The sequence below is a fragment of the Kitasatospora sp. NPDC088134 genome, assembly GCF_044741705.1.
Taxonomy (GTDB): Bacteria; Actinomycetota; Actinomycetes; order Streptomycetales; family Streptomycetaceae; genus Kitasatospora.
This window is the reverse complement of record NZ_JBIUTD010000018.1, coordinates 95860-120799: the sequence shown is the minus strand read 5'-3', so window position 1 is coordinate 120799 and position 24940 is coordinate 95860. Positions and strand designations below refer to the sequence as shown.

The following is a 24940-nucleotide window of genomic DNA, read 5'->3' as shown; positions in this document are numbered from 1 at the left end:
CCGGACGGCCGCGGTCACCGCCACCCTAGGGCGTGTCGGGCGCCTCACCCCGCGGCCCGCCCGGCCGGGTCGCGGGGCCACTATCGTTGCGGACAAGGTCCTTCCGCCGATCGGCGCGCGTGTGGTGGGGCACCGGGCCCGCAGCGGTCCCGGTCGGTGGTGCGCGCGGTCCTCGACGAAGGGAAACGGCAGTGGAGGGTGTGGAGCGACGGGTCCGGGCGCAGCGCGCGGACGCACCGCCCCGCTCCCCCGGGTCGCGGGGCGGCCGCCCCGGCGGGCCGGCGGTCGGCGGCTGGGCGGAGGGCCTGCACCGGATCTGGCGCACGGCCCAGACCTCGGCCGACGTGACGGCGCTCTCCGCGGAGCTGTACGACCTGCTGCTGGGGCACCCGGCGGCCGTGGTGGTGGTCGGCGCCCGGTACAGCGCCGCCGGCCTCCCGCTGTACCTGCGTTCCAGCAGCGGGGCCGGGCTGCGCCCGGAACGGGTGCTGGCGCCCCCGGGCGACGCCTGGACGGGTCGGCCGGCCCCGGAGCCGGGCGCGCTGCGGGAGTTCGCGGTGGACTCGGAGCACGGCCGGGCCCGGCCCGAGCACCCGGCCTGGCGGGCGGCCGGCGCCGTCCGGGTGGTGGAGTGCCCGATGGCCCTGGAGGACGGCGACTGGGCGGTGCTGTCGGTCGGACTGTCCGCGGACGCCCCGGCACCGGCGGAGCTGGGCCGGCGCGTCGTCCAGGTCTGCGAGGTGGTCACGGCCTGCAACGACCGGATCGTGCAGGAGCGGGAGAGCGCCCGGGTGCAGGCCAGGGACGCGCTGCTGGCCGAGGCCTCGCTGCAGATGGACGCCTCGCTGGACGTCGAGGAGACCCTGCAGCGGGTGGCCCGGATGACGGTGCCCGCGGTCGCCGAGGGCTGCCTGGTCCACCTGCGGCGGCCGGACGGGCTCGCCCTGGTCGCCTCGGCGCACCTGGCGGCGGGGGCCCGGGCCCGGTTCACCGCCGCGGCCGAGGACCCGGACTGGGTGCGCGGGGTGCTGCCCGGCCTGTCCGCGCGGCGCGAGGGCACCGTGCTGACCGGCGAGCGGCTGGCCGGCACGCCGTTCGGCCCCGGTGCGGCCGTGCCCGCCCGGACGGTCACCGTGAACCCGCTGCGGGCCCGCGGCCGGCTGCTGGGCACCGTGACCTTCGTCTACGGGCGCGAGGCCGGGCAGGTCCCGCCACCGGTGTTCCTGGCAGACCTGGCGCTGCGGGCCGCCCTGGCGATCGACAACGCGACGCTGTACGAGGAGCGCCGGCAGAACGTGGTCTCGCTGCAGCGGCACCTGCTGCCGTCCGTCCTGCCGACCATTCCGGGGCTGCGGCTGGGCGCCGCGTACGAGGTCGGCGACGCCGCCCTGGAGGTCGGCGGCGACTTCTACGACGCCGTCCCCGGCAGCCGTTCGCTCTCCCTGGTGGTCGGCGACGTGTGCGGGCGCGGCGCGGAGGCCGCCGCCCTGACCGGCCTGGCCCGGCACACCCTGCGCACCCTGCTGGAGGACGACACGGCGCCGGCGCCCGCACTGACCCGGCTCAACCGGGCGCTGCGGACGGCGGCCTCGCAGAAGTTCGTCACCGGCGTGGTCCTGTCGCTGACCCCGGCCGCGGACGGCTGCTTCGCCGTGCGGGTCGCCAACGCCGGCCATCCGCAGGCCCTGGTGCTGCGCGCCGACGGGACGGTGGCGCCGCTGGGCGGCACGGGCGGCCTGCTGCTCGGTGTCGTGGACGACTACGCACTGGCCGAGCAGGCCGACCTGTTGCGGCCCGGCGACACCGCGGTGCTGTTCACCGACGGGATCACCGAGTCCCGGAGCCCGGACGGCTCCTTCTTCGAGGAGGAACTGTCCGGCGCGCTCAGGGAGTTGACGGGACGACCACCGGACGAGCTGGCCGCGGGGCTGGCCCGGGCCGCGATCGGCTTCGGGCGGGGGACGGCGGACGACATGGCGGTGCTGGCAGTCCGGGTGGCGTTCGGCTCCGAATAGAACAGCGAATCGGGACACCGGCCGGGCGAGCGGCCGGAGCAGGATCCGCACGCCGGGGCGGGCGGGAACGGGAAGCGGGGAGCGGCGTGACGGCGACGGTCGAGGGACTGGTCCTCGTGGTGGAGGACTCCGAGGAGGACATCGAGGCGATGGCGCGGGCGCTCGGCCGCTCGCACCCGCTGGTCCGACTGGAGTTCGCCGACCGGCCGGAGCGCGTCCCGGACCGGCTGGTCGACCCGGCGGCGGAGCGCCCGCTGCTGGTGCTGCTCGACCTCAACCTGCCCGGCTACAACGGCCACCAGCTGCTCGGCGACCTGCGCGGCCGCCCGGAACTGGCCGGGCTGCCGGTGGTGGTCTTCACCTCCTCGACCTCGCCCGCGGAGGTCGAGGCCTGCTACGCGGCCGGGGCGGACAGCTACATCTTCAAACCGCTGAACTTCGAACTGTTCCGGACGGTGCTCGGCAGCACCATCGACTTCTGGCTCGGGGGCGACCGCCCCGCCTGACCCCGCCCGGCTCCGGCGGGCCGCCGCCCGGGGCGCGCGAGGCACCCCGGGCGGCCCCGGCCCCCCGTCCGCGCGACCGGTCAGGCCGCGCCCGCGCCGGTCAGGGCGCGCACCTCCAGTTCGGCGAAGCCGTCCTCGTCGGGGCTCTCCCGGTCCAGCACGGTGCCCAGCCAGCCGGCCAGGAAGCCGAGCGGGATCGAGACCAGGCCCGGGTTCTCCAGCGGGAACCAGTGGAAGTCCAGGCCGGGCAGCATCGAGGTCCTCGCGCCGGAGACCACCGGCGAGAACACCACCAGCAGCACTGCGGGGACCAGGCCGCCGTAGACCGACCAGACCGCGCCGCGGGTGGTGAAGCGCTTCCAGAACAGCGAGTACAGCAGGGTCGGCAGGTTGGCCGAGGCGGCCACCGCGAAGGCCAGGCCGACCAGGAAGGCCACGTTCAGCTTCTGCGCGAACAGGCTGAGCACGACGGCGAGTCCGCCGATCACCACGGCGGAGATCCGGGCCGCGATCACCTCCTCGCGCTCGGAGACCTGCCGCTCCTCGGGGCGCCGCCAGGCCCGCGCGTAGAGGTCGTGGGCGAAGGCCGCGGAGGAGGCCAGGGTGAGCCCGGCCACCACGGCGAGGATGGTGGCGAAGGCGATCGCCGAGATCACCGCGAACAGCAGCAGGCCCCAGGTGGAGTCCGGCCCGCCGCCCAGGTCGAGGGCGAGCAGCGGAACGGCGGTGTTGCCCGCCGAGTTGGCCGCCTTGACCGCCTTGGAGCCGACCAGCGCGCCGGCCCCGAGGCCGAGCACGATCGCCATCAGGTAGAAGCAGCCGATCAGGCCGATCGCCCACATCGTGGAGCGCCGGGCGGCCCGCGCGGTCGGCACGGTGTAGAACCGGCTGAGGATGTGCGGCAGGCCCGCGGTGCCGAGCACCAGCGCCAGGCCGAGGCTGACGAAGTCCAGCCGGCTGATCGGGCTGGACCCGTACTTGAGGCCGGGCTCCAGGTACTTCCGGCCGACGCCGCTGTGCTGCGCGGCGGCGTTCATCAGCGCGCCGAAGTCGCCGTGGAAGCGGGCCATCACCAGCACCGTGAGCAGCACCGAACCGGCCACCAGCAGGAAGGCCTTGACGATCTGGATCCAGGTGGTGGCACGCATCCCGCCGACCGTGACGTAGACGATCATCAGGCCGCCGACCGCGACGATGGTCCATGCCTTGGCGGCGCCGCTGTCGGTGCCGAGCAGCAGGGCGACCAGGCTGCCGGCCCCGACCATCTGCGCGATCAGGTACATCAGCGTGACGACCATCGAGGCGAGCCCGGCGGCGGCCCGGACCGGGCGCTGGCGCATCCGCAGCGCCAGCACGTCGGCCAGGGTGTAGCGGCCGGCGTTGCGGACGAGTTCGGAGACCAGCATCAGCACGACCAGCCAGGCGACCAGGAAGCCGATGCTGTAGAGCACGCCGTCGTAGCCGTAGAGCGCGATCAGGCCGGTGACGCCGAGGAAGGAGGCGGCGGAGAGGTAGTCGCCGGAGAGGGCGAAGCCGTTCTGGAGCGGCGAGAAGTCGCGGCCGCCGGCGTAGAAGTCCTCCGCGGCGTGGCCGCGGCGGCCGACCCAGACGGTGATGATCAGGGTGACGGCGACGACGACGGCGAACAGCGCCACCGCGAGACCGTGGCTGGGGTGTGGAGTCATCGCAGTTGGTCCTGGGTGTCCCAGCGCAGTTCGAGGGCTGCTCGGTCGCGCTTGGTGCGGGCGTTGCGGGCGTAGAGCCAGGTGAGCAGGAAGGTGGAGACGAACTGGCCGAGGCCGAGCAGCCAAGCCAGGTTGAGCGGCCCGGCGATCCGGTGCCGCATCAGCTCCGGGGCGAACGCCTGGGCCGCCACGAAGAGCAGGTACCAGGCCAGGAACCCGGCGCTGGCCGGGAAGACGAACGAGCGGTAGCCGCGCCGGATCTCCTGGAAGGCCTCGCTGTCCTGGACGCTGCGGTAGACCTCGCGCCCGGCGCGCTCCGCGGGCGGGGCCGGTGGGGCCGGCGGGTCGGCCGCCCGCCGCTGCGCCACCGTCCGGGGCCGGGCGGCCGCGGCCCACCGGATTCGTTCCTGCTGGGCCACTGCCGACACCTCATCATTCCGGTCACTCCGACCGAACCATGATGGAGTGTCACAAACCACACCACGAAACCCGTGCAGATACGTTCACCCGAACCGGCGACAACAAGGTCGGTTTACGAACCGTCCGAAATTCCATGCTTGAAGGCGTACGCCACGGCCTGCGCCCGGTCCCGCACCGCCGTCTTGGCGAACAGGTTGTTGATGTGCGTCTTCACCGTCGCGGGGCTGACGAACAGCCTTCCGGCGATCTCCGCGTTGGACAGGCCGGCCGCGATCAACGCCAGCACCTCGGCCTCCCGCTGGGTCAACCCGTCCGGCAGCGGCGGCCGTTGGAACGGCGCGGGCGCGGGCGCCGGGGCCGGCCCGACCGGGGCTTCCGGGGCGGCGGGGACGGCTGCGGGCGTACCGGAGAGCCGTTCCAGCAGCCGGAGTTGGACCTGCGGGGAGAGCCCGGCCGCACCCGAGCGGACGTCCACGACGGCCCGGGCGATCTCCTCCGCGCCGGCGTCCTTGGTCAGGAAGCCGCGCGCCCCGGCCTGCAGGGCGGAGAACAGCGAGTCGTCGTCGGCGTAGGTGGTGAGCACCACCACCTCGGTGCCGGGGTGCTCGGCCCGGACCCGGCGGGTCGCCTCCACGCCGTCGCAGCGCGGCATCCGCAGGTCCATCAGCACCACGTCGGGGGCGTGTTCGGCGACCAGCCGGAGCGCCTCCTCGCCGTCCGCCGCCGAGCCGACCACCGTGATCCCCGGCAGCAGGCCGAGCAGCATCACGATGCCCTCCCGGACCACGGTCTGGTCGTCGGCGACCACCACCCGGACCGGCTCGCCCGTCACGTCGGCACCCGCAGCAGCACGCGCCACCCTCCGTCCTCGGGGCCCGCCAGCAGTTCGCCGCCGAGCAGTTCCGCGCGTTCGCGCATCCCGAGCAGACCGTACCCGTTCCCGCTGTCGCCCAGCACCGGGTCCGCCCCGCGCGGCGCCCCGGAGTTGCGCACCGTCAGCTCCACCGCCCCGTCCAGGTAGGCGAGTCGGACCTCGACCCGGCCGCCGGGGGCGTGCTTGCGGGCGTTGGTGAGCGCCTCCTGCGCGGTGCGGCGGACCGCCAGTCCGGGCTCGGCCGGGACCGGCCGGGGCACTCCGTCCACGGTCAGCTCGGCCGCGGACTGCGCGGCCAGCTCCGCGACGAACTCGGCGACCGGGGCGAACTCGCCGCGCAGCGCGGACAGCGCCTGCCGGGTCTCCACCAGGCCGTCCTGGGCCATCCGCCGGGCCGAGACGATCCGCTCCCGGACCTCGGCCCGGTCCGCGCCGGCGTCCAGCATCAGCCGGGCCGCCTCCAGGTGCACCAGCTGCGCGGAGAGGCTGTGCGCCAGCACGTCGTGGATCTCCCGGGCGATCCTGGCCCGTTCGGCCAGCGCCGCGCTCTCCGCCCGGGCGGCCTGCGCGGCCCGCTCCTCGGCCAGCAGGGCGCGCTGCGCGGACCGGGCCTGGCCGTCCAGCCGGAGCAGCCAGCCGAGCAGGCCCAGGCCGCCCGCGACGGCCAGCAGCACCAGCAGCGAGTCGTTCGAGCCGAACCCGTAACTGCCCAGCGCCGCACCGGCGGTGAGCACTCCGGCGGCCAGCGGCAGCCGGATCACCGCGAGCACCGCGAGGCCGCACCAGATCACCGCGGCCAGCGTCCGTGCCCCGCCCTCGTGGGCCAGCCCGGCGTACACCAGCAGCCCGGCCGCGCAGGCCATCGCGGGCCACAGCCGCTGCGCCCTGCAGGAGACGTACCAGCCGGTGAACAGCGCGGCGGCGGCCGCGATCCAGCCGAGCGGGATCAGCACCTGCCAGCCGCCGTAGTGCCGTTCGGCGTAGGTGCCGGACAGCACCGCGCCCAGCATCGCGGCCCGGCCGAAGAACGACAGCACCGTCCGGGCCCGGGAGCCGTGCTCCCGGACCGGGACGTCACCGGCGGGCCAGCGGGTCCAGCGTTCCAGCGTGCTCACCCGCCGGTCCTCCTCGGGTCTACGGGCCGTCAGGCGGCCAGGCCGTGCCGCTTGTCGTCCAGCTGCCGGGCCCGCCAGGCCACCGTGGTCGAGCGGACCAGCAGCAGCAGCGCCAGCGAGAGCATCAGCACGCTGCTGGACTGGTGGACGTGCAGCGCCGAGCCGACCCCGTACCAGGCGGCCCGGACCAGGATCGCACCGACCCAGGCGAACACGGTGGCGGTCGACCCCTGGGTCCACAGCGCGCCGTCCGCGTCGCGCCAGAGCCGCATGGTCCAGCCCCAGGCGCAGCCCATGCCGACGGTGGTGAGCAGCGAGCCGGCCACCAGGACGGCGGCGGTCACCTGGTGCGCGGGGTCGATCAGCACCGGGTCGCGCAGCGCGACGGCGGCCAGCACCAGCGGCAGCAGCCAGAACCGGCGTTCGGTGTCCAGCCGGCGGGCCCGCAACTGCCGGCCCACCACCAGGACGATCACGGCGACGGCGATCAGGACGTTGGACAGGGCGGTCATTTCGGGTGCCTTCCGGGCGGGGTTTCCTCGACGTCCACCACGCTACGGAGCGCCGCCCGAGTCTTCCTCGGAGCGCGGGTTGAACCGGACGCCGAGGGGCTCTCCACCCCCGGGTGGAGAGCCCCTCACCGCGTCCTGCTCAGGCGTCGATCCGGGACCGGTCCAGGGTGGCCGCCGAGTCGACGATGAACTCCCGGCGGGGGGCGACGTCGTTGCCCATCAGCAGGTCGAAGGTCTTCTCCGCGGACTCCAGGTCGCCCAGGTTGATCCGGCGCAGGATGCGGTGCCGCGGGTCCATGGTGGTCTCGGCCAGCTGGTCGGCGTCCATCTCGCCGAGGCCCTTGTAGCGCTGGATCGGGTCCTTCCAGCGCAGGTTCTTGCCCTGGAACTCCAGCAGGGTGCGCCGCAGTTCGGCGTCCGAGTAGGTGTAGTGGTACTTCTCCTGGCCGCGCTTGGGGTTGGTCAGCTCGATCCGGTGCAGCGGCGGCACTGCGGCGAACACCCGGCCCTGCTCGACCATCGGCCGCATGTAGCGGTGGAACAGCGTCAGCAGCAGGGTGCGGATGTGCGAGCCGTCGACGTCGGCGTCGGCCATGAAGATGACCTTGCCGTAGCGCGCCTGGTCGATGTCGAAGGTCCGGCCGGAGCCCGCTCCTATCACCTGGATGATCGACGCGCACTCGGCGTTCTTGAGCATGTCGCTCACCGAGGCCTTCTGGACGTTCAGGATCTTGCCGCGGATCGGCAGCAGCGCCTGGAACTCGGAGTTCCGGGCCAGCTTGGCGGTGCCGAGCGCGGAGTCGCCCTCGACGATGAACAGTTCGCTGCGGTCCACGTCGTCGCTGCGGCAGTCGGCCAGCTTCGCGGGCAGCGAGGAGGTCTCCAGCGCGGTCTTCCGGCGCTGCGCCTCCTTGTGCTGCCGGGCCGCGACCCTGGTCCGGGCCGCCGCGACGACCTTCTCCAGCACCGCCCGGGCCTGCAGCTTCTCGTCCTTCTTGGTCGAGCTCAGGAAGGCCTTCAGCTCCTTGGCGACCACCGCCGCGACGATCCGGTTGGCCGCCGAGGTGCCCAGCACCTCCTTGGTCTGGCCCTCGAACTGCGGCTCGGCGAGCCGGACGGTGATGACCGCGGTCAGGCCCTCCTGCGCGTCGTCCTTGGTGATGTCGTCCTCGGCGACCCGGAGCAGCTTGGCGGCCCGCAGCGCCTCGTTGACGGTCTTGGCGAGCTGCCGCTCGAAGCCGGTGACGTGGGTGCCGCCCTTGGGGGTGGCGATGATGTTGACGAAGGAGCGCTGGGTGGTGTCGTAGCCGGCGCCCCAGCGCAGCGCGATGTCCACCCCGAGCTCGCGGGTGACCTCGGTGGGCGTCATGTGGCCGAGCTCGTCGAGGACCGGGACGGTCTCCTTGAAGGTGCCCTCGCCGCGCAGCCGGAGCACGTCGGAGACCGGGCGGTCGGGGGCCAGGAACTCGCAGAACTCGCTGATGCCGCCGTCGAAGCGGAAGGTCTCGACCTCGGGCTTGTCGCTCTCGGTGAGCCGCTCGTCGCGGACCACGATGGTCAGGCCGGGGACCAGGAAGGCGGTCTGCCGGGCCCGGCTGTGCAGCGACTCCAGCGACAGCCGGGCGTCCTTGAGGAAGATCTGCCGGTCCGCCCAGTAGCGGATGCGGGTGCCGGTCCGGCCGCGCGGGGCCTTGCCCTTCTTGGTCATGCCGCTGCCGGGCTCGAACGTCGCGTCCGGGCCCTCGCCGGCGTACACGCCGGGGGTGCCGCGCCGGAAGCTGATCGCGTGCACCGTGCCGGAGCGGTCCACCTCCACGTCCAGCCGGGCGGACAGTGCGTTGACCACCGAGGCGCCGACGCCGTGCAGGCCGCCGGAGGCCGCGTACGAACCGCCGCCGAACTTGCCGCCCGCGTGCAGCTTGGTCATCACCACCTCGACGCCGGACAGGCCGGTCTTCGGCTCCACGTCGACCGGGATGCCGCGCCCGTTGTCCCGGACCTCGACCGACCCGTCCTGGTGCAGCAGCACCTCGATGTGGTCGCAGTGCCCGCCCAGGGCCTCGTCCACCGCGTTGTCGATGATCTCCCACAGGCAGTGCATCAGGCCGCGGCTGTCGGTCGACCCGATGTACATGCCGGGGCGCTTGCGGACCGCCTCCAGGCCCTCCAGGACGAGCAGGTGCCGCGCGGTGTAGTCGGAACCGCCCTCGCCGGCCACCAGCGAGGACGGCACGGTCTTTTCTCCACTCACGCTCTGCACTCCTCCATGACGCTGACGGACACCCATGACGTTGACGGACACCCCCGCATGCTCTCAGCAACTGAGATCCGGGCCGTCGAGGTCCGCACCCCTTGTACGCGCTGCGCGAACACGACCCCCGCCGCGCCCGCGGGCCCCAGCCTCCCATCTCCTGCCGACACCACGGGCCCTGACGGGTCCGGGCGGCCGGGAAGGGCTGCGGAGCTGCTGCGATGCGGTCAAACAGGGTTCGGGTCGGGGCTTATGCTCCAACCCGGCGGAGGATTATGCTACGCGGACCTCGCACCCCGACCCGATCGGGCGTTCGAGGTGATGGGCGGGTCGTGGGAACCGGTACGCATGAACCACCGGCGCCCGGGGCACGTCCTTCATCAACGAGACAGCAGAATCCTCAAAGAGAAAAGCCACGAGCGGGAACGAATTCGACCTGGTTGGATGTTGATCCTGGTACACAGCTCGTCGAGCTAGAGAAGAGGCGACGTGACTACTGTTCTGACCCCTGCGAGCCCGCTCACCGCGGCAGACCGCTGCGACCGGTGCGGCGCTCAGGCCTACCTGCGCGTCGTCCTCTCCAGCGGTGGAGAGCTGCTGTTCTGCGCCCACCACGGGCGTAAGTTCGAGCCCGAGCTCAAGAAGATCGCCGTCGAGATACACGACGAGAGCGACCGCCTCTCCGGCACCACGGCCACGGCCGCGGAGGGCGAGCACTGACGCTCGCCCTCGGCCACCGAGCTGCCTGAACGGCCGGGTGGCCCGCCCTTCGCGGCGGGCCACCCGGCCGTGGCGTTCCCGGCCGCTGTCACCGGGGCCCGGCCCACGGCGTTCGGGCTTCTCGGCTTTCGGCGTCGGCTCACATCACGCTGCGCACCGACTCCACCACCGCGGAGACCCGGGTGTACACCCCGGGGTGCTCGGCCTCGGCGCAGCCCGCGCCCCAGGACACCAGCCCGGCCAGCCGCCCGGCCACCAGCAGCGGGCCGCCGCTGTCGCCCTGGCAGGCGTCCCGCCCGCCGCGCTGCTCGCCCGCGCACACCATGCTGCGCGCGTCGTAGGCGCTGTCCAGGCCGCCCGGGTAGGCGTGCGCGCAGACCGCGTCCGAGACGATCGGCACCGTGACCCGGCGCAGCGTGTTCGAGTAGCTGCCGTTGCCGCGGGTGTCCCCCCAGCCGTACACCGTCGAGGCGGTGCCCGGCGCGTACGGCTCGGTCTCGCCCGGGCCGACCATCTCCAGCACCGGCCGGTTGGTCTGCGGCTCGGCCAGCGTCAGCACCGCGACGTCCCGGGTGTTGGCGGTGAAGCTGTAGCCCGGGTCGATCCACACCCCGCGCACCGCGACCTCGCGGCCGGCCGTCCCGCGCAGGTCGTCCCGGCCGACGATCGCCCGCAGCCCGGGCCGGTCGGTGGGGCGGGCGGTGTTCTCGTCGTAGAAGCAGTGCGCCGCCGTCACCACCTTGGTCGGACTGATCAGCGCCCCGCCGCAGAACTGGCCGGAGCGGGCCGAGCCGAACTGCTGCCGGCTGGACAGCGCCACCATCCACGGGTGGTCGGAGGTGCTGGTCTCCGTCCCGCCGATGATCCGCCGCTGCGCCTCGGCCGGCGCGGCCGCGCCGAGCGCGATCAGCGGGGCGGGCAGCGCCGCCAGCGCGAGGAGTGCGACCGCCCGGCGGCGGAGCCGAGGCGCGTACGTGTCCAGGTGGGGCACCGGTTCTCCAGGGGGTTCGGCGGGCCGACGAGCGTTCCGCACAAAATGCGACAACCGGCCCAGCGTAGTCACCCACTCACCATGCGTGTCCGAACCCCCGCCGCCCGCCACTCCATCGGGCGATGCCCGGACACGCGAACGGGCCCCTCCACCGAGCGGTGGAGGGGCCCGTTCGCGTGACGGACCGTCAGTCCAGGTAGTCGCGCAGCACCTGGGAGCGGGACGGGTGGCGCAGCTTCGACATGGTCTTCGACTCGATCTGGCGGATGCGCTCGCGCGTCACGCCGTAGACCTTGCCGATCTCGTCCAGCGTCTTCGGCTGACCGTCCGTCAGACCGAAGCGCATCGAGACCACGCCCGCCTCGCGCTCGGACAGGGTGTCGAGCACCGAGTGCAGCTGCTCCTGGAGCAGGGTGAAGGAGACCGCGTCGGCCGGGACGACCGCCTCGGAGTCCTCGATCAGGTCACCGAACTCGCTGTCGCCGTCCTCGCCGAGGGGGGTGTGCAGCGAGATCGGCTCGCGGCCGTACTTCTGGACCTCGATGACCTTCTCGGGGGTCATGTCGAGTTCCTTGGCCAGCTCCTCCGGGGTGGGCTCGCGGCCCAGGTCCTGGAGCATCTGGCGCTGCACGCGGGCGAGCTTGTTGATGACCTCGACCATGTGCACCGGGATACGGATGGTGCGGGCCTGGTCGGCCATGGCGCGGGTGATCGCCTGCCGGATCCACCAGGTCGCGTAGGTCGAGAACTTGTAGCCCTTGGTGTAGTCGAACTTCTCGACCGCGCGGATCAGGCCCAGGTTGCCCTCCTGGATCAGGTCCAGGAACAGCATGCCGCGGCCGGTGTAGCGCTTGGCCAGCGAGACCACCAGGCGGAGGTTGGCCTCCAGCAGGTGGTTCTTGGCGCGGCGGCCGTCCTCGGCGATGATCTCCAGCTCGCGCTTGAGCTTCGGGGCGAGCTTGTCGGCCTGGCTCAGCTTGTCCTCGGCGAACAGGCCGGCCTCGATCCGCTTGGCGAGCTCGACCTCCTGCTCGGCGTTGAGCAGCGGGACCTTGCCGATCTGCTTGAGGTAGTCCTTGACCGGGTCGGCGGTGGCACCGGCCACGGCGACCTGCTGGGCCGGGGCGTCGTCCTCGTCGTCGTCCGAGAGCACGAAGCCCTGGTCGGTCTCCTCCTCGGCCTCGCCCTCCTTGCCGTCACCGGGCAGGGCCACGTCCTCGAGGAGCTCCTCCTCGCCGATCGCGTCCTCGTCGCCGGCCTTGCCCGCGGGCTTGCCGGCCGCGGCGGTCTTCTTGGCGGCGGTCTTCTTGGCCGGGGCGGCGGCCTTCTTGGCCACCGCCTTCTTCGCCGGGGCGGCCACCCGCTTGACGGCGGCGCGGGCCTCGGCGACCTCGATGGTCTCGACGACGGTGACCTCGGTGGTGGACACCGCGGCGGCCAGCACCGACGGGGCCGGGGTCGCCGCGGGGGCGATCCGCACCGGGGGCTTGGTCTGGGCGACCGGCGTGCGGGTGGTGACCGCCTTGGCCGCGGTGCGCTTGGTGGTGCTCTTGGCCGCGACGCTCTTGCGCTTGGCGCCGGCCGGCTCGGCCGCGCTCACCATGAGCTCCACCCCCTCCTCGATCAGCACCTGATTGAGGCTGCGCATGACGTTCTTCCACTTGGTGACCGGGATCTGGTCCGCCTCGAACGCGTGGCGCACGTCGTCACCGGCGATCTGCCCCTGGGCCTTGCCCCGCTCGATGAGCGCCAGCAGTGCCGCGGACTCGGCGATCTCGGGGGGAAGGGAACGGGATGTGCTGGCCGACACGAACAACCTCTCGGACGATGAGTGGACACGAACCCGCACCGGATCACCCGACTGCTCGGGTGGGTGGACCGTGACCGGGGTCTGCAGGACGGCGACAGCGTCGCGGACCAACACAGCCATCTGACTCGTGGTGGTTATTCCGGAGCTGCTTCCGCTCCGTACACATCGCTGCCGCTCCTCAAGTGTTACGCATGCCCGTCGTGGCGCCCGTCACACCACCCGTCGGCCGGTACGGGCTGCCCCGGGCGGCCTATCCGCGGGCCCTGCGGGCGGCTTCTCGGCGCTGCGGTGCTCCGGCGCTCCGGCGCTGGGGTGCTGTGGTGCTGCGGCGCTCCGGCGTTCCTGTGTGGTCCGGGCCGGTACGCCGATGGCCCCTCGGCTGCGCGCGCGTGGGCAGCGGAAGGGCCATCCGGTCGGAGCGGCGGTCGGGGTCGGACCGCTCAGTGCTCGCGCGGGGCGGGGACGGCGTGCTCGATGTCCGGGTGGACGGTGAGCAGCGCGCGGACGGCGGCCTCGGCGGCGGTGCCGTCACCGGTACCGAGGGCGTCGACCAGCCGGACGTGCAGGCTGACCGCCGAGTCGGACGGGCGCTCGCAGGTGGTGCCGGAGCCGCCGGAGACCTGGAGCGCGCCGGAGACGATCCCGGACAGGTGCTCCAGCATCCGGTTGCCGGCCATCTGCAGGGCCAGGGCGTGCAGTTCGGCGTCGGCACGGGAGTAGCTGACCAGGTCCCCCTGGCTGCCGGCGTGGCTCATGATCTCGGTCAGCTCGACCAAGCGGTGCTGGACGTCCTCCCGGCCGTGGCCGGCCGCGAGGCGGGCGGCCAGCGGCTCGATCGCCCAGCGCAGTTCGAACAGTTCGCGGCGCTGCTCGTCCCGCTGCGGGCCGAACGCGCGCCACTCGATGATGTCCGGGTCGAGCAGGTTCCAGTCGCTCACCGGGCGGACCCGGGTGCCGACGTTCGGACGGGCCGAGACCAGGCCCTTCGCCTCCAGCACCCGGAGCGACTCGCGCACCACGGTGCGGGAGACCTCGAAGCGCTGGCCGATCTCCTCCGGCACCAGCGGGCGGTCGGCGCCCAGGTCGCCGGAGACGATCATCTGGCCGAGCTGCTGGACCAACTGGCCGTGCAGGCCGCGGCCACGGCTGCTGGTGGTCTTCCGACCGGGACGGCCGAGCTCGTTCTCGGCCCCCTCCCAGCGGGGCGCGGGCGGGGTCGGGCGGTCGGCGTACGGGAAACGGTCCAACTCGGAGGCGGAGATCGACTCGGCCTGGCGAGCGGCGGTCACGGTGGGGTGCGCAAGGGTACTCACGCCCTCCTTTGTCGGCGATCGGCGAACCCGCCTTGAGCATTCTCCTGAAAAGCACACGAAAGGGTGATCGGCCGTGCCTGGATAATTGACTTCTTATCAGCAGGAAAGGTGCATATCGGTCATCCGATCCGCTTTTCTCTCGGGCGCCCTCGACCCCGCTTCCGTCTCCGCCTCCGGGCGCCGGTTCCGAATGCCGGTTCCGGATGCCGGTGGTTCTCCGCGGCCGGAGCGGCCGGAGCGACTGACATGCCGTCACCGCTCTTCCGGGGCCGCCGTTCCGGACGCGCCCGGGACCGGCGGACCTTCGGACCGCTTCAGGGAGCTTCAGAGGGCTTCAGAGGGCGCGGCGGCGGAACTGGGCCAACAGCGCGGTCAACACCAGCGCGGCGGCCGGGAGCAGCAGCGCCGCGGCCACCGTGCCGTCCAGCGCGCCGGCCGTCCGGTCCGCGCCGTCGCGGAACAGCTCCAGGCCGTACGAGAACGGCAGCAACTCCCGTACCCAGACCGGCCAGTTGAGGCCCCAGTGGTGCAGCAGCAGGCCGGCCGTCGGCTCCAGCAGGGCGGGCAGCGCACCCGTCAGCAGGACGCCCACGACGGCGCTGCGGACCACCGAGGTGAGCAGCAGGCCCGTCCAGCCGCCGGCCACCGCCAGCACCGGGAACGCCGACAGCGTGCGCCCGGCACCGCCGGCCCCGAACGGTCCGCCGGGCCGCAGCAGCCGGGACGGGTGCCACAGGTCCGCCGGATGCGGGAGGGCGAGGACCGTCGAGGCGTCCGCGCCGGCCGGCAGCGCGAACCGGACCGCGAGGGCGTTCACCGCCAGCGAGAGCACCGCCAGCACCACGGCGGCCGCGCCGACCACCAGCAGCTTCGCGGTCAGCGCGCCCAGCCGGCGGCGCAGCGCGACCCGGCCGGCGACCAGGCCCGGCCAGCGCATCTCGTGGCCGTACGCCAGCGCGCCGAGCACTGCCGCCGCCAGCGCGGTGATCGGCAGCGGCAGCCACGGCACCACCGCCGCCAACGCCCGCACCGCCCACTCCCCTTCCGCGGCGCGGCGCGCCGCGAGCACCGCCACGGCCGCGTTCAGCAGCAGCGCCGCCGCGACCACCCACCACGTGGAGCGCACTCCGCGCAGCCGACGCACCTCACTCAGCACCACCCGCACGGTCTCACTCACTCCCGTTCTCGTTGCCGCCGGCGCCGGGGCGCGCCGCGTTCCTCGGTTCCGCCGGCCCGCCGCCACCGGGCGGGGCGGCCGGGCGCAGTTCGGTGCTGTCGACCGGGCGGGCGCGGGTCGCCGTCGCCACCGGCATCGACACCAGTGTCGCCACCGGCATCTGCGGTACGGGGGCGGGGCGGGCGGGGCGGCCTGCCCCCGTGCCGACCGTGCCGACCGCGCCGCTCCCGCCGACCCGGGCGGGGGCCAGCAGTTCCGCGTCGGTGGGGTTGGCGGCCAGGTGCTCGACGTCGACCGCCCCCGGGGCCGGGACGGTCCGGCGCGCCCGGCCACCGGCGTCCGGCAGCGGCACCCGCTCGGGGGCGGCCGGGGCGCGGGTGGGCGACGGGGCGTTCACCGGCCGGGGCGACCGACCGAGCGCGGAAGCACCGCGGGGAGTTCGCCGGACCAGGTCGACAGCGGGCCCCCGACCTGACGGGGCACCAGACCGCGCAGCAGTCGCGTGCGACCCGGAGGGCGCCGGGACCGCCCGACCGGCCGGACCCGGCGACACCACCGGGTCCGAAGCAACCGCACTGCGCGGCACGGCAGTTGCCCCAACCATCGGGGGCGGGACCGCCGGAGCGCCCGGACTTGCCGAAGCCGACGGGTCCGGGGCGGGCGCGGCGGTGGCCTGTGGAGCAACCGAGCGCGAAGGGGCGGGCGTCGAAGCCGGGGCCGAGGCCGGGGCCGGGGCCGACGACACCGCCGGGTCCGGGGCGAGCGCCGCAGTGGCCCTGCGGCCCACCTGGAGGCCGCGGTGGTCGAGTGAGCGCTCCGGCTCCGGTCCGCCCAATCCGCCCGGCCCACCCGAGCTGCCCGATCCGACCGGGCGGCCTTCGGCTGCGCGCGGCGGTGCGACGTGGGCGGAGGCAGAGGCGGGGGCGGGGGCAGGAACCGGCTCGGTGTGCGGCGGCTGTCCGTCGGGGTGCTGCCGGGCCGTCCGGATCGTCACCTGACCGGAGCGGCCCGACCCGGCGGGCAGGCCGGACGGGTACCCGGCCGAACGGCGCGTCGTCCGGTCGGCCAGTTCGTGCAGCAGGATGCCGTTGCGGTAGGCGAGTTCGCCGATCTCGGTGCGGCCGATGCCGCTCACCGTGAGACCGGCTCCGCCGTCCCGCCGGACGTGCGCGCCCTGGGTCACCAGCAAGTCGGCCAGGCGGGCCATCTGCGGACCGCGGACCTGGACTTCGGGGTGCACCCTGGTCCGCCGGAACTCCGCGACCGGCTGGTCGGCGATCAGCCGACCGGTCTCCAGGGTGATCACCCGGTCGGCGAGCTCCGCGGCCTCCTCCGGGCTGCGGGTGGTCATCAGGACGGTGCCGCCCGCCACCGCGAAGGAGCGCAGGAAGCCGTGGAACCACTCCTCGCTGCGCGGGGAGAGCCCCTCGGTCGGATCGTCCAGCAGCAGGGTGGCGGGGGAACCGAGCAGTGCGGCGGCCAGTGCGAGCCGGCGGTGCATGCCCGGGGAGAAGGTTCCGATCCGATGGTCGGCGACCGCCGCGAGTCGGGTCTGCTCCAGCAGGTCGTCGGCCCGCCCGGCCGGGACGCCGACCGCACCGGCCAGCATCCGCAGGTGCGCCCCGGCCCGCATGCCCGGGTGGCCCGCCTCCGGCCGGGCGGTGGGCAGCAGCACGCCGATCTCGCGCTCGGGACGTCCGATCCGCCGGTACGTGCGCCCGTCGAAGAGGGTGACGCCCAGGCCGCGCTCCAGCTCCACCATCAGCCGCAGCGCGGTGGACTTGCCGGCCCCCTCGTCCCCCAGCAGCGCGGTGACCATCCCCGGTCGGACGTCGAACGTCAGGTCCAGTACCGCCGGGGGACTCCCCCGCCGGTACGCCTTGGTCAGTCCGGTGATCTGGATCATCGCCGCCCGTTCGCTCGCCCGCCGAAGGACCGGCGTGCCCGCCCGTCCCGAGCCTGCACAGTAGGACGCGGAAGCGGCGAAACCAGGCATTCCGGATGGGTCGTGAGCGGTATTAGCGCCGACCTCACCCGATCAGGGGACAGCGCTCCTGCGGCACTGACGCCGAACTGACGGAACGTCACCACCCTTGGGCGGCAACGCGCCTGCCGCGCCCTGCGTGTCGCACTCGCTCCGGCCCCGGCCGCCACCACCGGCGGACACCGCGCCCCGGAGGCTCCGGCACCCGCGCCGGGCCCAGGCGGTTCAGACTTCAGGCGTCAGACTTCAGGCGTCAGACTTCAGGCGTCAGGGCGCAGCATCGGCGGGTTCAGGACGGTCGCGCCGCCCGCCGTGAACAGCTGGGCGGGACGGCCGCCCTGACGGGTCGTCGTGCCGCCGGAGGGGAGCAGGAAGCCCGGGGTGCCGGTGACCTTGCGGTGGAAGTTCCGCGGGTCGAGCGCCACGCCCCAGACCGCCTCGTACACCCGGCGCAGCTCGCCGACGGTGAACTCCGGCGGGCAGAAGGCCGTGGCCAGCGAGGAGTACTCGATCTTCGACCGGGCCCGTTCCACGCCGTCGGCCAGGATCTGGCCGTGGTCGAACGCGAGCAGCACGCCGTCATTGCGCTCCTCGCCGAGCAGTTCGCGGACCGGTGCCCACCGGGCGCTGCTGGCGTCGCCGCCCGCGCGCGGCGAGGGCAGGTCGGGGGCGAGGACCAGGTGCGCGACGCTGACCACCCGCATCCGAGGGTCCCGCTGCGGGTGGCCGTAGGTGCCCAGTTGTTCCAGGTGCGCCCCGGCCGGGGTCGGTTCGGCCGCGCCCCGGCCCGGGAAGGACTGCGCCCGTAGCCCCGTCTCCTCGGCCAGTTCCCGGGAGGCCGCCTCGCCCAGCCCTTCGTCGGGCCGCACGAACCCGCCCGGCAGCGCCCAGTAGCCCTGGAACGGCGCCTCGCCGCGCTTCACCAGCAGCGCGCACAGCTCATGGTCGCGGACCGTCAGCACCACGAGGTCAACCGTGACTGCGAACGGAGGGAAGGCCGACGGGTCATAACGCGACATGGCGTCGATCTTAGTCGTCTCTCTGACGATAATCACAGACCACCGGCCCCGCCCCTTCCGTCCCCGGTGCTTCCACCTGCCCCATCAGCCCCACCGCCCCCGTCACAACGGTGCCGTGGTCGAACCCGGCCACCCTCCGGACGGCACCTCCACCCCTGCTCCTCGGTCCCGGCTCCGAGCACGCTTCCGGCCGGGCCTCAGCCGGAGGCGAGCTGCAGGAACGACGGGGCCTCCTCCACGACCGCGACACCGATCCGGCTGACCCGGACCGAGAACGGCTCGCCGGCCACGCGCAGGCCGGTCAGTTCGAGGGCCCCGAGGGGCGCGGTGCTGGCGGGGCGGGTGACCACCCGTCCGGAGGGGGCGTCCGGACGGACGCCCGCCAGCGAGAGGACCAGGTGCACCGCGGCGGCCGCGGACATCGCGGCCGGGCGGCAGGCCGCCGGGTGCGGCACCGGCGGGCAGCCGGCGACCTTCTGCTCGCCCGCGTACATCTCCGGCAGGCGGCCCTCGAAGTGCGCGGACGCCTCCAGCAGCCCTTCCAGCAGTATCTCGGCCTCGCGTTCGAAGCCCGCGTCCACCAGTCCGCTCACCGCGAGGGCGGTCTCCTGGACCCGGACCGCGCCGCTGCGGTGGCCGAGCGGGTTGAAGCGCGGCGACTTCGCGCTCAGCGTCCGCAATCCCCAGCCGCAGTCGAGCTCGGGGGTGACCAGTCGCTGGGCGAGCAGTCGGGTCTGCTCGCGGTCCAGCAGGCCCTCGTGCAGTTCTCCCTCCGCGGCGAGCCCCACGTCGAAGAGGTGCACCAGGGTGGAGGCGACGGCCGGGACCGGGCGGTCCGGGGCCAGCAGGGCGGCGGCCGGGCGGCCACCGGACAGGTCGTCGAGCCAGAACTGCTCGCGGAACCGTTCCCGCAGGTCAGCGGCCCAGTCGCGCCACCGCGCGGCACCGGGGCGGTCGAAGGCCTCCAGCAGGTCCGCCCCTTGGAGCGCGGCCCGGTGCGCCTGCGCCTGGACCTCACACCTGGCCGGACCGGGGCGTGCGGCCCGTTCCTCCGCGGACCGTCCGAAGTCGGTGACGAACCCGACCGGCCCCTCGGGCCCGTCCGCCACCGCGGCACGCAGCGCGCCGAGGGCGCGCTCCGCCGTCGGCAGCAGTTCGGCGACCTCGGCCCGGGGCATGCCCCAACGCCACGCCTCCGCCAGGACGGTGACGAACAGCAGGGTCGCCTCCGTCGCGGTGCAGCTGGTCGGCAGTTCGGGGCCGCCGTGCCGCAGCGGGCCCGGGATCACCCCGTCCATCGCCTGCGCCGCCGCCCCGCTCTCCGGGCCGGGGCCGCCCGCGGTCGGACCCGGAGCGCTCCCGGGGCCGACCGCCGTCCCGACGCCCTCTGCGGGTGACGGGCCGTCAGTCGAGGTCGCGGGGTCGGCCGGTCTGGCTGTCGCAGCCGCGGCGGCCGGTTGGGCGGTGGCTTGGGCGGTGGCGAGGTGCTGGCGGCGGGCCACCGCCCGGAGGGTGCCGACCGCGAGGCGGGTGCCCAGCGGCAGCGTCATCCGGGCGGCCCAGAGGGCGTCGGCGGCGGTGAGGCCGAAGCGCCAGGGAGCGCCGGAGGCGGTGTACAGATCGGTCGGACGGTCAGCGTCGGCGAGCAGCAGGCCGGCCATCGAGTCGAGCGCCCGGGAGACCAGGCGGGCGGCCCTGGGGTCGTCGGCCCGGACTTCGGGTTCGGACCAGGGCAGCGGGACGCCTGGGCCGCGGCCCGTCGGCGGACGACCCGTCGGCGGGACCTCCAGCTCCACCCGGAGGTCGACCGACCACCGGGAACCCGGTTGGATCTCCAAGTCCCAGCGGAGCACGCCCGCGCCGGCCAGCACCGCGTGCGGCGAGGGGCGGGCGGCGACGGTGGCGGCCCGGCCCTGGCCGACCCAGCGCAGGCCGGAGGACTGGACCTGGCCGGGCAGGTCCGGCGAGCGCCGACCGGCCGCGATGTCGGTGAGCACGCCGAGGTCGGTGCCGAGGGCGATCTCCAGGGGGAGCCGGGCCGGGCGGGCGCCCGTGTTCCGGACCGTCACCGTCTCGGCGCCGTCGGCGTGCCGGAGCCGTTCGACCGTCAGCGCCGGGTCCGGGTCGAGGTCACCCGGGACCCGGACCGAGCCGACGAAGCGGGCCGCGGCGGCGGACGTCAGGGTGCCCTGGAGCGGCAGCGGCTCGACACCGCCGATCCGCAGTTCCATCCGGGCCAGCGCTCGCACGCCGTGCCGGAAGAAGCCGTGCAGGCCGTGGCCGCGCAGCTGGCCGTCGGGGCCGGAGGAGGCCATGCCCGGCGCGTTCACGCACAGCACGTCGTGCGCCGCGGACGGCTGCGGCCGCGGCACCGCCGCCGGGGCCGGCTGCCGGGCCTGGCCGGCGGCGGGCGCACCGGCCACCTGCTCGGACCGGACGGCGGGCGCACCGAGCGGCGTGCCCGGAGCCGCTCCGGGCGGTACCGGGTGGTCGCCCCGAGGTGCGCCGACCACCCGGGCGCCGGGCGGGTAGCCGGGGGCCGGACGCACGGCCGTGCCGTGGGCCGGGGTGCCGTGGGGCGGCGTGGCGCCCGGGCCGCCGTAGGGAGCACCGGCGGCGGGCGTGCCGTAGGGCGGGGTGCTGCCGTACGGAGTGCCGTACGGGGGCGTGTTCCCCGGGGTTCCGTACGGCTGCGGGGGAACTGACGGGGGGTCGGGAACCATGTGAGCCGTACCGGCCGTTCCTGGAGTGGGGCCGGGTCCGACGGTCGTGCCGTACGGCGGCGTGGCCCGGTGGAGGGGCAGGGGATCGACGGGGCGCGGCGGCCCGGTGGGAGCCGGCGCTCCGGCGGGCACGGCGGCGCCTCCGGGGGCGGGCGGGTCGGTGGGCAGCGGCCGAGACGCTGCGTGGGGTGGCCTTGAGTCGGTCACCGGGCTCTCCTCCCCTCGACCGGTCGGCTGCTGCGGGCCTGACCGGCCGCGAGCGTGCTCGATCGCGGACTGTGCTGCTCTGCCGCCGGAACACGCGGCTCCGACGCGGGTGGAACCGGCTCGCCGGTGGTCCGCCCCGGCCGGGGCGCTGCCCGGGTCGGGACGCCGATGCCGTTCGAGCTCCGGCGGTACCGGGTCGAACGACGCGTGACCGGTGCCCGACACCGTCGACCGGGCCGTTGCGGGCCCGACGGTGCCGGTTCGGGTGGCGGCGTTCCGCAGGTTGAACGCACCACACCTGCCCCAGGTCACGCCTGGCGGGCGGGCGTCCGGTCGGACCCGGCCGCGAGCCGACGCTCCGTCGGCCGTCCGCGACCGGCACCCGGGGTGCCCGCTCCGTCGTGGGACCGCCTGGGGTTCTCCGTGGGTGGCGGACGCCCCCCGGCGGCTCCTGTCCGCGGTCAGGATACGGTGCGGGGGCGACGGCGGACGCACCGGTGACCCCGGCGGACACCGGCGCGACCAGCTTGTGATCAGCCAGTACCAAGGAGTCGCATGTCCGCCCTCGGCCGCATCCCCGGGATCGTCACCACCGACCACGTCTTCCGGGTGCCGCTGGACCACAGCGCTCCGGAGGGCGAGTCGATCGAGGTCTACGCCCGCGAGGTGGTGGCCGCCGGCCGCGAGGACGAGCAGCTTCCGTGGTTGGTGTACCTGCAGGGCGGGCCGGGCGGCAAGGCCAACCGGCCGCTGGGCCGGGACGGTTGGCTGGACCGGGCGCTCGACGACTACCGGGTGCTGCTGCTGGACCAGCGCGGCACCGGCCGCTCCACCCCCGCCACCCGGCAGACCCTGGCCCGGCGCGGCGACGCCCGCGCGCAGGCCGACTACCTCGCGCTCTTCCGCGCCGACTCGATCGTCCGGGACGCCGAGCTGATCCGACGTCAGCTGCTGGGCGAGGCGGGCCGGTGGAGCCTGTTGGGGCAGAGCTTCGGCGGCTTCTGCACCCTGGCCTACCTCTCGCTGGCCCCCGAGCACCTGCGCGAGGCGTTCGTCACCGGCGGGCTGGCCGGCCTGCGCCGATCGGCGGACGAGGTCTACCGCGCGGCCTACCCGAGGGTCGCCCGCAAGAACGCCGGGCACTACGCGCGCTTCCCCCAGGACGTGGCGGCGGTACGGCGAATCGCGGCGCATCTGCTGGACCGGCCCGCGACCCTGCCGGACGGCGGGCTGCTGACCGTCCGGGCCTTCCAGGCGCTGGGCCTGATGCTGGGCAGCGGCAGCGGCTCCTACGTGCTGCACTACCTGCTGGAGGAGGCCTGGGTGGAGGGCGTGGACGGGCCGGAGCTCTCCGACTCCTTCCTGGCCGGGGTGCAGGCGCACCTCTCCTTCGCGCAGAACCCGCTGTTCGCCGTCCTGCACGAGTCGATCTACGGGCAGCGCTCGGTCGACGCCGGGGCCACCAACTGGTCGGCGGAGCGGCTGCGCGCCGAGTTCCCCGAGTTCGACGCCGAGGCGGCCCTGGCCGAGGACCGCCCGGTGCTGTTCACCGGCGAGATGATCTACCCCTGGCTGTTCGAGACCGACCCGGCGCTGCGCCCGCTGCGCGAGACGGCGCAGCTGCTGGCCGAGCGCACCGACTGGCCCGACCTGTACGACCCGGCGCACCTGGCGGCGAACCGGGTGCCGGTGTACGCGGCGGTGTACCACGACGACATGTACGTGGACACGGCGCACTCGCTGGAGACGGCGGACGCGGTGGCCGGGACGCGGGTGTGGGTCACCAACGAGTGGGAGCACGACGGGGTTCGGGTCAGCGGCCGCGCGGTGCTGGACCGGCTGATCCGGATGGCGCGCGGCGAGGTCTAGGCACCTGCCGGGCGATCGTGGGTCGAGGATGCGCATGTCAGCCTCCGTGGGTGTGCTGGTGTCGGTGCACGCCTGGCCGTCCGGCCCGGCGGATGCGCACCCGGTGCCCGTGGGCGGTGCTGTGCCCCGGGTCTGACGGCCCGTCGGCGCGGGCGGTCGGGCTGCCGCTGTCCGGACGGCCCGCGGTACCGGAGTCGTCCCCGCACGGCTCGGGGTGTTCGGCCCCGCGGCCGCCGTCCCCGTGGTGCTCGCCGTCGCGCCGGTCGCTCCTGCGGTGCTCCTCGGCACCGGAGCCGGGTCTGTCGGACCGACCCGTCGCCGCCGCTGGGTCGGGGTCGTCGACGGTGGACGCTGCCGGTTCCGTTCCGGGCGGCACGGGACCGGGCCGGTGCGACGGGCCCGGCTCCGGTGCCGCGTTCGGTTCCGCGTCCGGGCCCGGTTCCGGTGCCGTGTCCGCCGGTTCGCGCAGCCTGGCGGTGCGCTCGCGCCGGACCACCCGGAGCAGGGCCTCCGGGTCGATGCCCGAGTTCAGGGACTCGTAGAGGAGTTGGGCCAGGGTGTAGCCCGGTTCCAGCTCCAGTGCGCGGGCCAGCACGATCCGCGCCGTGGCGGAGTCCCCGGCCAGCCAGGACGTCCAGGCCAGCAGTGTCATCGGCGGGGCGGCGAGGTGTTCGAACGGGTCGACGCAGCGGCGGACGAGGAACTTCCACAGGCGCTGGGCCGCGACCAGTTCGTCCGGTTCGGCGTACTCGGCGGCCCGGTCCCGGCCGAGCTTGTCCTGCAGGCCGACCAGGATCCGGGCGGTACGGGCGGCGTCGAGCTCGCGGGCCCCGGCCCGGAACTCGGCCGTGGCCTCGGCGAGCAGCGCTGCGGTCCGTTCGACCGCGGCACCACGGCCGCCGGGGGCGGCCAGCTCCCGGATGAACGGCGGCCCGACGTCCTCCAGGGCGCCGCGCTGCACCTCGGACATCGGTGGCCCGACCGGGGCCAGGCCGGCCACGATCGCCTTGCGGCTGCCGCGCGGGGCGAACCCGGCGAAGGTGGCCGCCGCGGCGAGCGGGCTGGGGTGGTGGGCCTCCCGGACCTGGGTGCCGTCCGGCGGACAGCAGTCGACCCCGGTGCACAGGAAGGACCACCAGCGGCCCTCGGAGACGCACAGCGCCTCCTTGACGACCACCTGCTCGGCCTGGAAGGCCTTGGTGAGCGCGGCGGCCAGGGGCCGGAGGCCGTTCAGGACGGCACGCGCGGACCCGGGGGCCCGGGCGTCGGCGGGATCTCGGCACAGGTACAGCAGGACTTGGGCGGGGCGGCGCTCGCGCTGCTCGGAGAGCTCGATCAGCAGCCGGGCGCAGTCCTCGGCGGTCCGCTCCCAGCAGCCCGGATCGTCCGGGATGTCGACGCGGATCACACCGCCCTGGTCGAGGCCGGGGCCCTGCAGGCCCACCGCGACGATGCTGTCGTCGGGGAAGAAGCCCAGCAGGTAGGGGAGCATCTCCGCCATGTCGGCGGGGCCGCGCAGCCGGACCGGGAGGCGGCCGGGGCGCGGAACGGGTGTGGTGGTGCGGTCGTCTGCGGTCATGTCGCACAGCGTGGACCCTCAGCGGGCCGGTTCGCCGAAATTTGTCCGAGCCTGTGGATAAATCGGGGGGTTCAGCATCTCCTCCCTCCAATGGCCTAATTTCCGGGGCACTGAGGCATATTTGATGGCCTATCAAATGATTTGCGCCAGGTTGTCCACAGCCCGGCATT

The 24940-nt window shown here is 74.5% G+C and carries 18 protein-coding genes; 4 read left to right on the top strand and 14 right to left on the bottom strand.

The features are described from left to right. Positions 1-191 precede the first annotated feature (191 nt). Together ACIOHG_RS25580 and ACIOHG_RS25575 are read left to right on the top strand one after the other, a co-directional pair. Positions 192-2015, top strand: a complete 1824-nt coding sequence (locus tag ACIOHG_RS25580; protein ID WP_400953934.1) for a PP2C family protein-serine/threonine phosphatase — start codon at positions 192-194, stop codon at positions 2013-2015. Between the two features lie 149 nt (positions 2016-2164). Then, the gene (locus tag ACIOHG_RS25575; protein ID WP_400953965.1) at positions 2165-2521 is read left to right on the top strand and encodes a response regulator; all 357 of its coding nucleotides are present in this window, start codon (positions 2165-2167) and stop codon (positions 2519-2521) included. Between the two features lie 80 nt (positions 2522-2601). Here ACIOHG_RS25575 and ACIOHG_RS25570 read toward each other — a convergent pair whose 3' ends face one another. From ACIOHG_RS25570 to ACIOHG_RS25545, 6 genes are all read right to left on the bottom strand, one after another. Further along, positions 2602-4206, bottom strand: coding sequence for a cation acetate symporter (locus ACIOHG_RS25570; protein WP_400953933.1), 1605 nt, complete (start codon positions 4204-4206; stop codon positions 2602-2604). Continuing rightward, positions 4203-4625 carry a DUF485 domain-containing protein gene (locus ACIOHG_RS25565; protein ID WP_400953932.1) on the bottom strand — a complete coding sequence of 141 codons (423 nt, stop codon included), beginning with the start codon at positions 4623-4625 and terminating at the stop codon, positions 4203-4205. Before ACIOHG_RS25565 ends, ACIOHG_RS25570 begins: the two co-directional genes overlap by 4 nt. Positions 4626-4738: 113 nt before the next feature. Beyond that, positions 4739-5392, bottom strand: a complete 654-nt coding sequence (locus tag ACIOHG_RS25560; RefSeq protein WP_400953964.1) for a response regulator — start codon at positions 5390-5392, stop codon at positions 4739-4741. A 62-nt stretch (positions 5393-5454) separates the two neighbouring features. After that, positions 5455-6615, bottom strand: a complete 1161-nt coding sequence (locus ACIOHG_RS25555; RefSeq protein WP_400953931.1) for a sensor histidine kinase — start codon at positions 6613-6615, stop codon at positions 5455-5457. A gap of 29 nt (positions 6616-6644) precedes the next feature. Beyond that, positions 6645-7127, bottom strand: a complete 483-nt coding sequence (locus ACIOHG_RS25550; RefSeq protein ID WP_400953930.1) for a DUF1453 domain-containing protein — start codon at positions 7125-7127, stop codon at positions 6645-6647. Between the two features lie 139 nt (positions 7128-7266). Then, positions 7267-9414, bottom strand: a complete 2148-nt coding sequence (locus ACIOHG_RS25545; RefSeq protein ID WP_400953963.1) for a type IIA DNA topoisomerase subunit B — start codon at positions 9412-9414, stop codon at positions 7267-7269. Between the two features lie 453 nt (positions 9415-9867). Between ACIOHG_RS25545 and ACIOHG_RS25540 the strand changes: the two genes are divergently transcribed. Then, positions 9868-10098, top strand: a complete 231-nt coding sequence (locus ACIOHG_RS25540; RefSeq protein ID WP_400953929.1) for a hypothetical protein — start codon at positions 9868-9870, stop codon at positions 10096-10098. A gap of 139 nt (positions 10099-10237) precedes the next feature. On the opposite strand, the gene ACIOHG_RS25535 is transcribed toward ACIOHG_RS25540, so the two are convergent. The 7 genes from ACIOHG_RS25535 to ACIOHG_RS25505 all read right to left on the bottom strand — a co-directional run bounded on the left by ACIOHG_RS25535 (position 10238) and on the right by ACIOHG_RS25505 (position 21115). After that, the gene (locus ACIOHG_RS25535) at positions 10238-11089 is read right to left on the bottom strand and encodes a S1 family peptidase (protein ID WP_400953928.1); all 852 of its coding nucleotides are present in this window, start codon (positions 11087-11089) and stop codon (positions 10238-10240) included. A gap of 187 nt (positions 11090-11276) precedes the next feature. Continuing rightward, complete coding sequence (locus ACIOHG_RS25530; RefSeq protein WP_400953927.1) at positions 11277-12899, bottom strand: RNA polymerase sigma factor; 1623 nt, start codon at positions 12897-12899, stop codon at positions 11277-11279. 440 nt (positions 12900-13339) lie between these two features. After that, a complete protein-coding gene (locus ACIOHG_RS25525; protein ID WP_400953926.1) occupies positions 13340-14212 on the bottom strand; it encodes a FadR/GntR family transcriptional regulator in 873 nt (290 codons plus the stop codon). 334 nt (positions 14213-14546) lie between these two features. After that, positions 14547-15389, bottom strand: a complete 843-nt coding sequence (locus ACIOHG_RS25520; protein WP_400953925.1) for a hypothetical protein — start codon at positions 15387-15389, stop codon at positions 14547-14549. Then, complete coding sequence (locus ACIOHG_RS25515) at positions 15382-17295, bottom strand: ATP-binding cassette domain-containing protein (protein WP_400953924.1); 1914 nt, start codon at positions 17293-17295, stop codon at positions 15382-15384. The genes ACIOHG_RS25520 and ACIOHG_RS25515 overlap by 8 nt, the downstream gene beginning before the upstream one ends. A 338-nt stretch (positions 17296-17633) precedes the next feature. After that, on the bottom strand, positions 17634-18392 hold the full coding sequence (locus tag ACIOHG_RS25510; protein WP_400953923.1) for an NUDIX domain-containing protein: 759 nt from the start codon (positions 18390-18392) through the stop codon (positions 17634-17636). Between the two features lie 197 nt (positions 18393-18589). Beyond that, positions 18590-21115, bottom strand: a complete 2526-nt coding sequence (locus ACIOHG_RS25505; protein ID WP_400953922.1) for a glycogen debranching N-terminal domain-containing protein — start codon at positions 21113-21115, stop codon at positions 18590-18592. Positions 21116-21877: 762 nt separating this feature from the next. Here ACIOHG_RS25505 and ACIOHG_RS25500 point away from each other — a divergent pair. Next, the gene (locus tag ACIOHG_RS25500) at positions 21878-23191 is read left to right on the top strand and encodes an alpha/beta fold hydrolase (RefSeq protein ID WP_400953921.1); all 1314 of its coding nucleotides are present in this window, start codon (positions 21878-21880) and stop codon (positions 23189-23191) included. Positions 23192-23228: 37 nt separating this feature from the next. Here ACIOHG_RS25500 and ACIOHG_RS25495 read toward each other — a convergent pair whose 3' ends face one another. After that, entirely contained in the window at positions 23229-24770 is a 1542-nt protein-coding gene (locus tag ACIOHG_RS25495; protein WP_400953920.1) for a DUF4192 family protein, read from the bottom strand. Between the last annotated feature and the right edge of the window lie 170 nt (positions 24771-24940).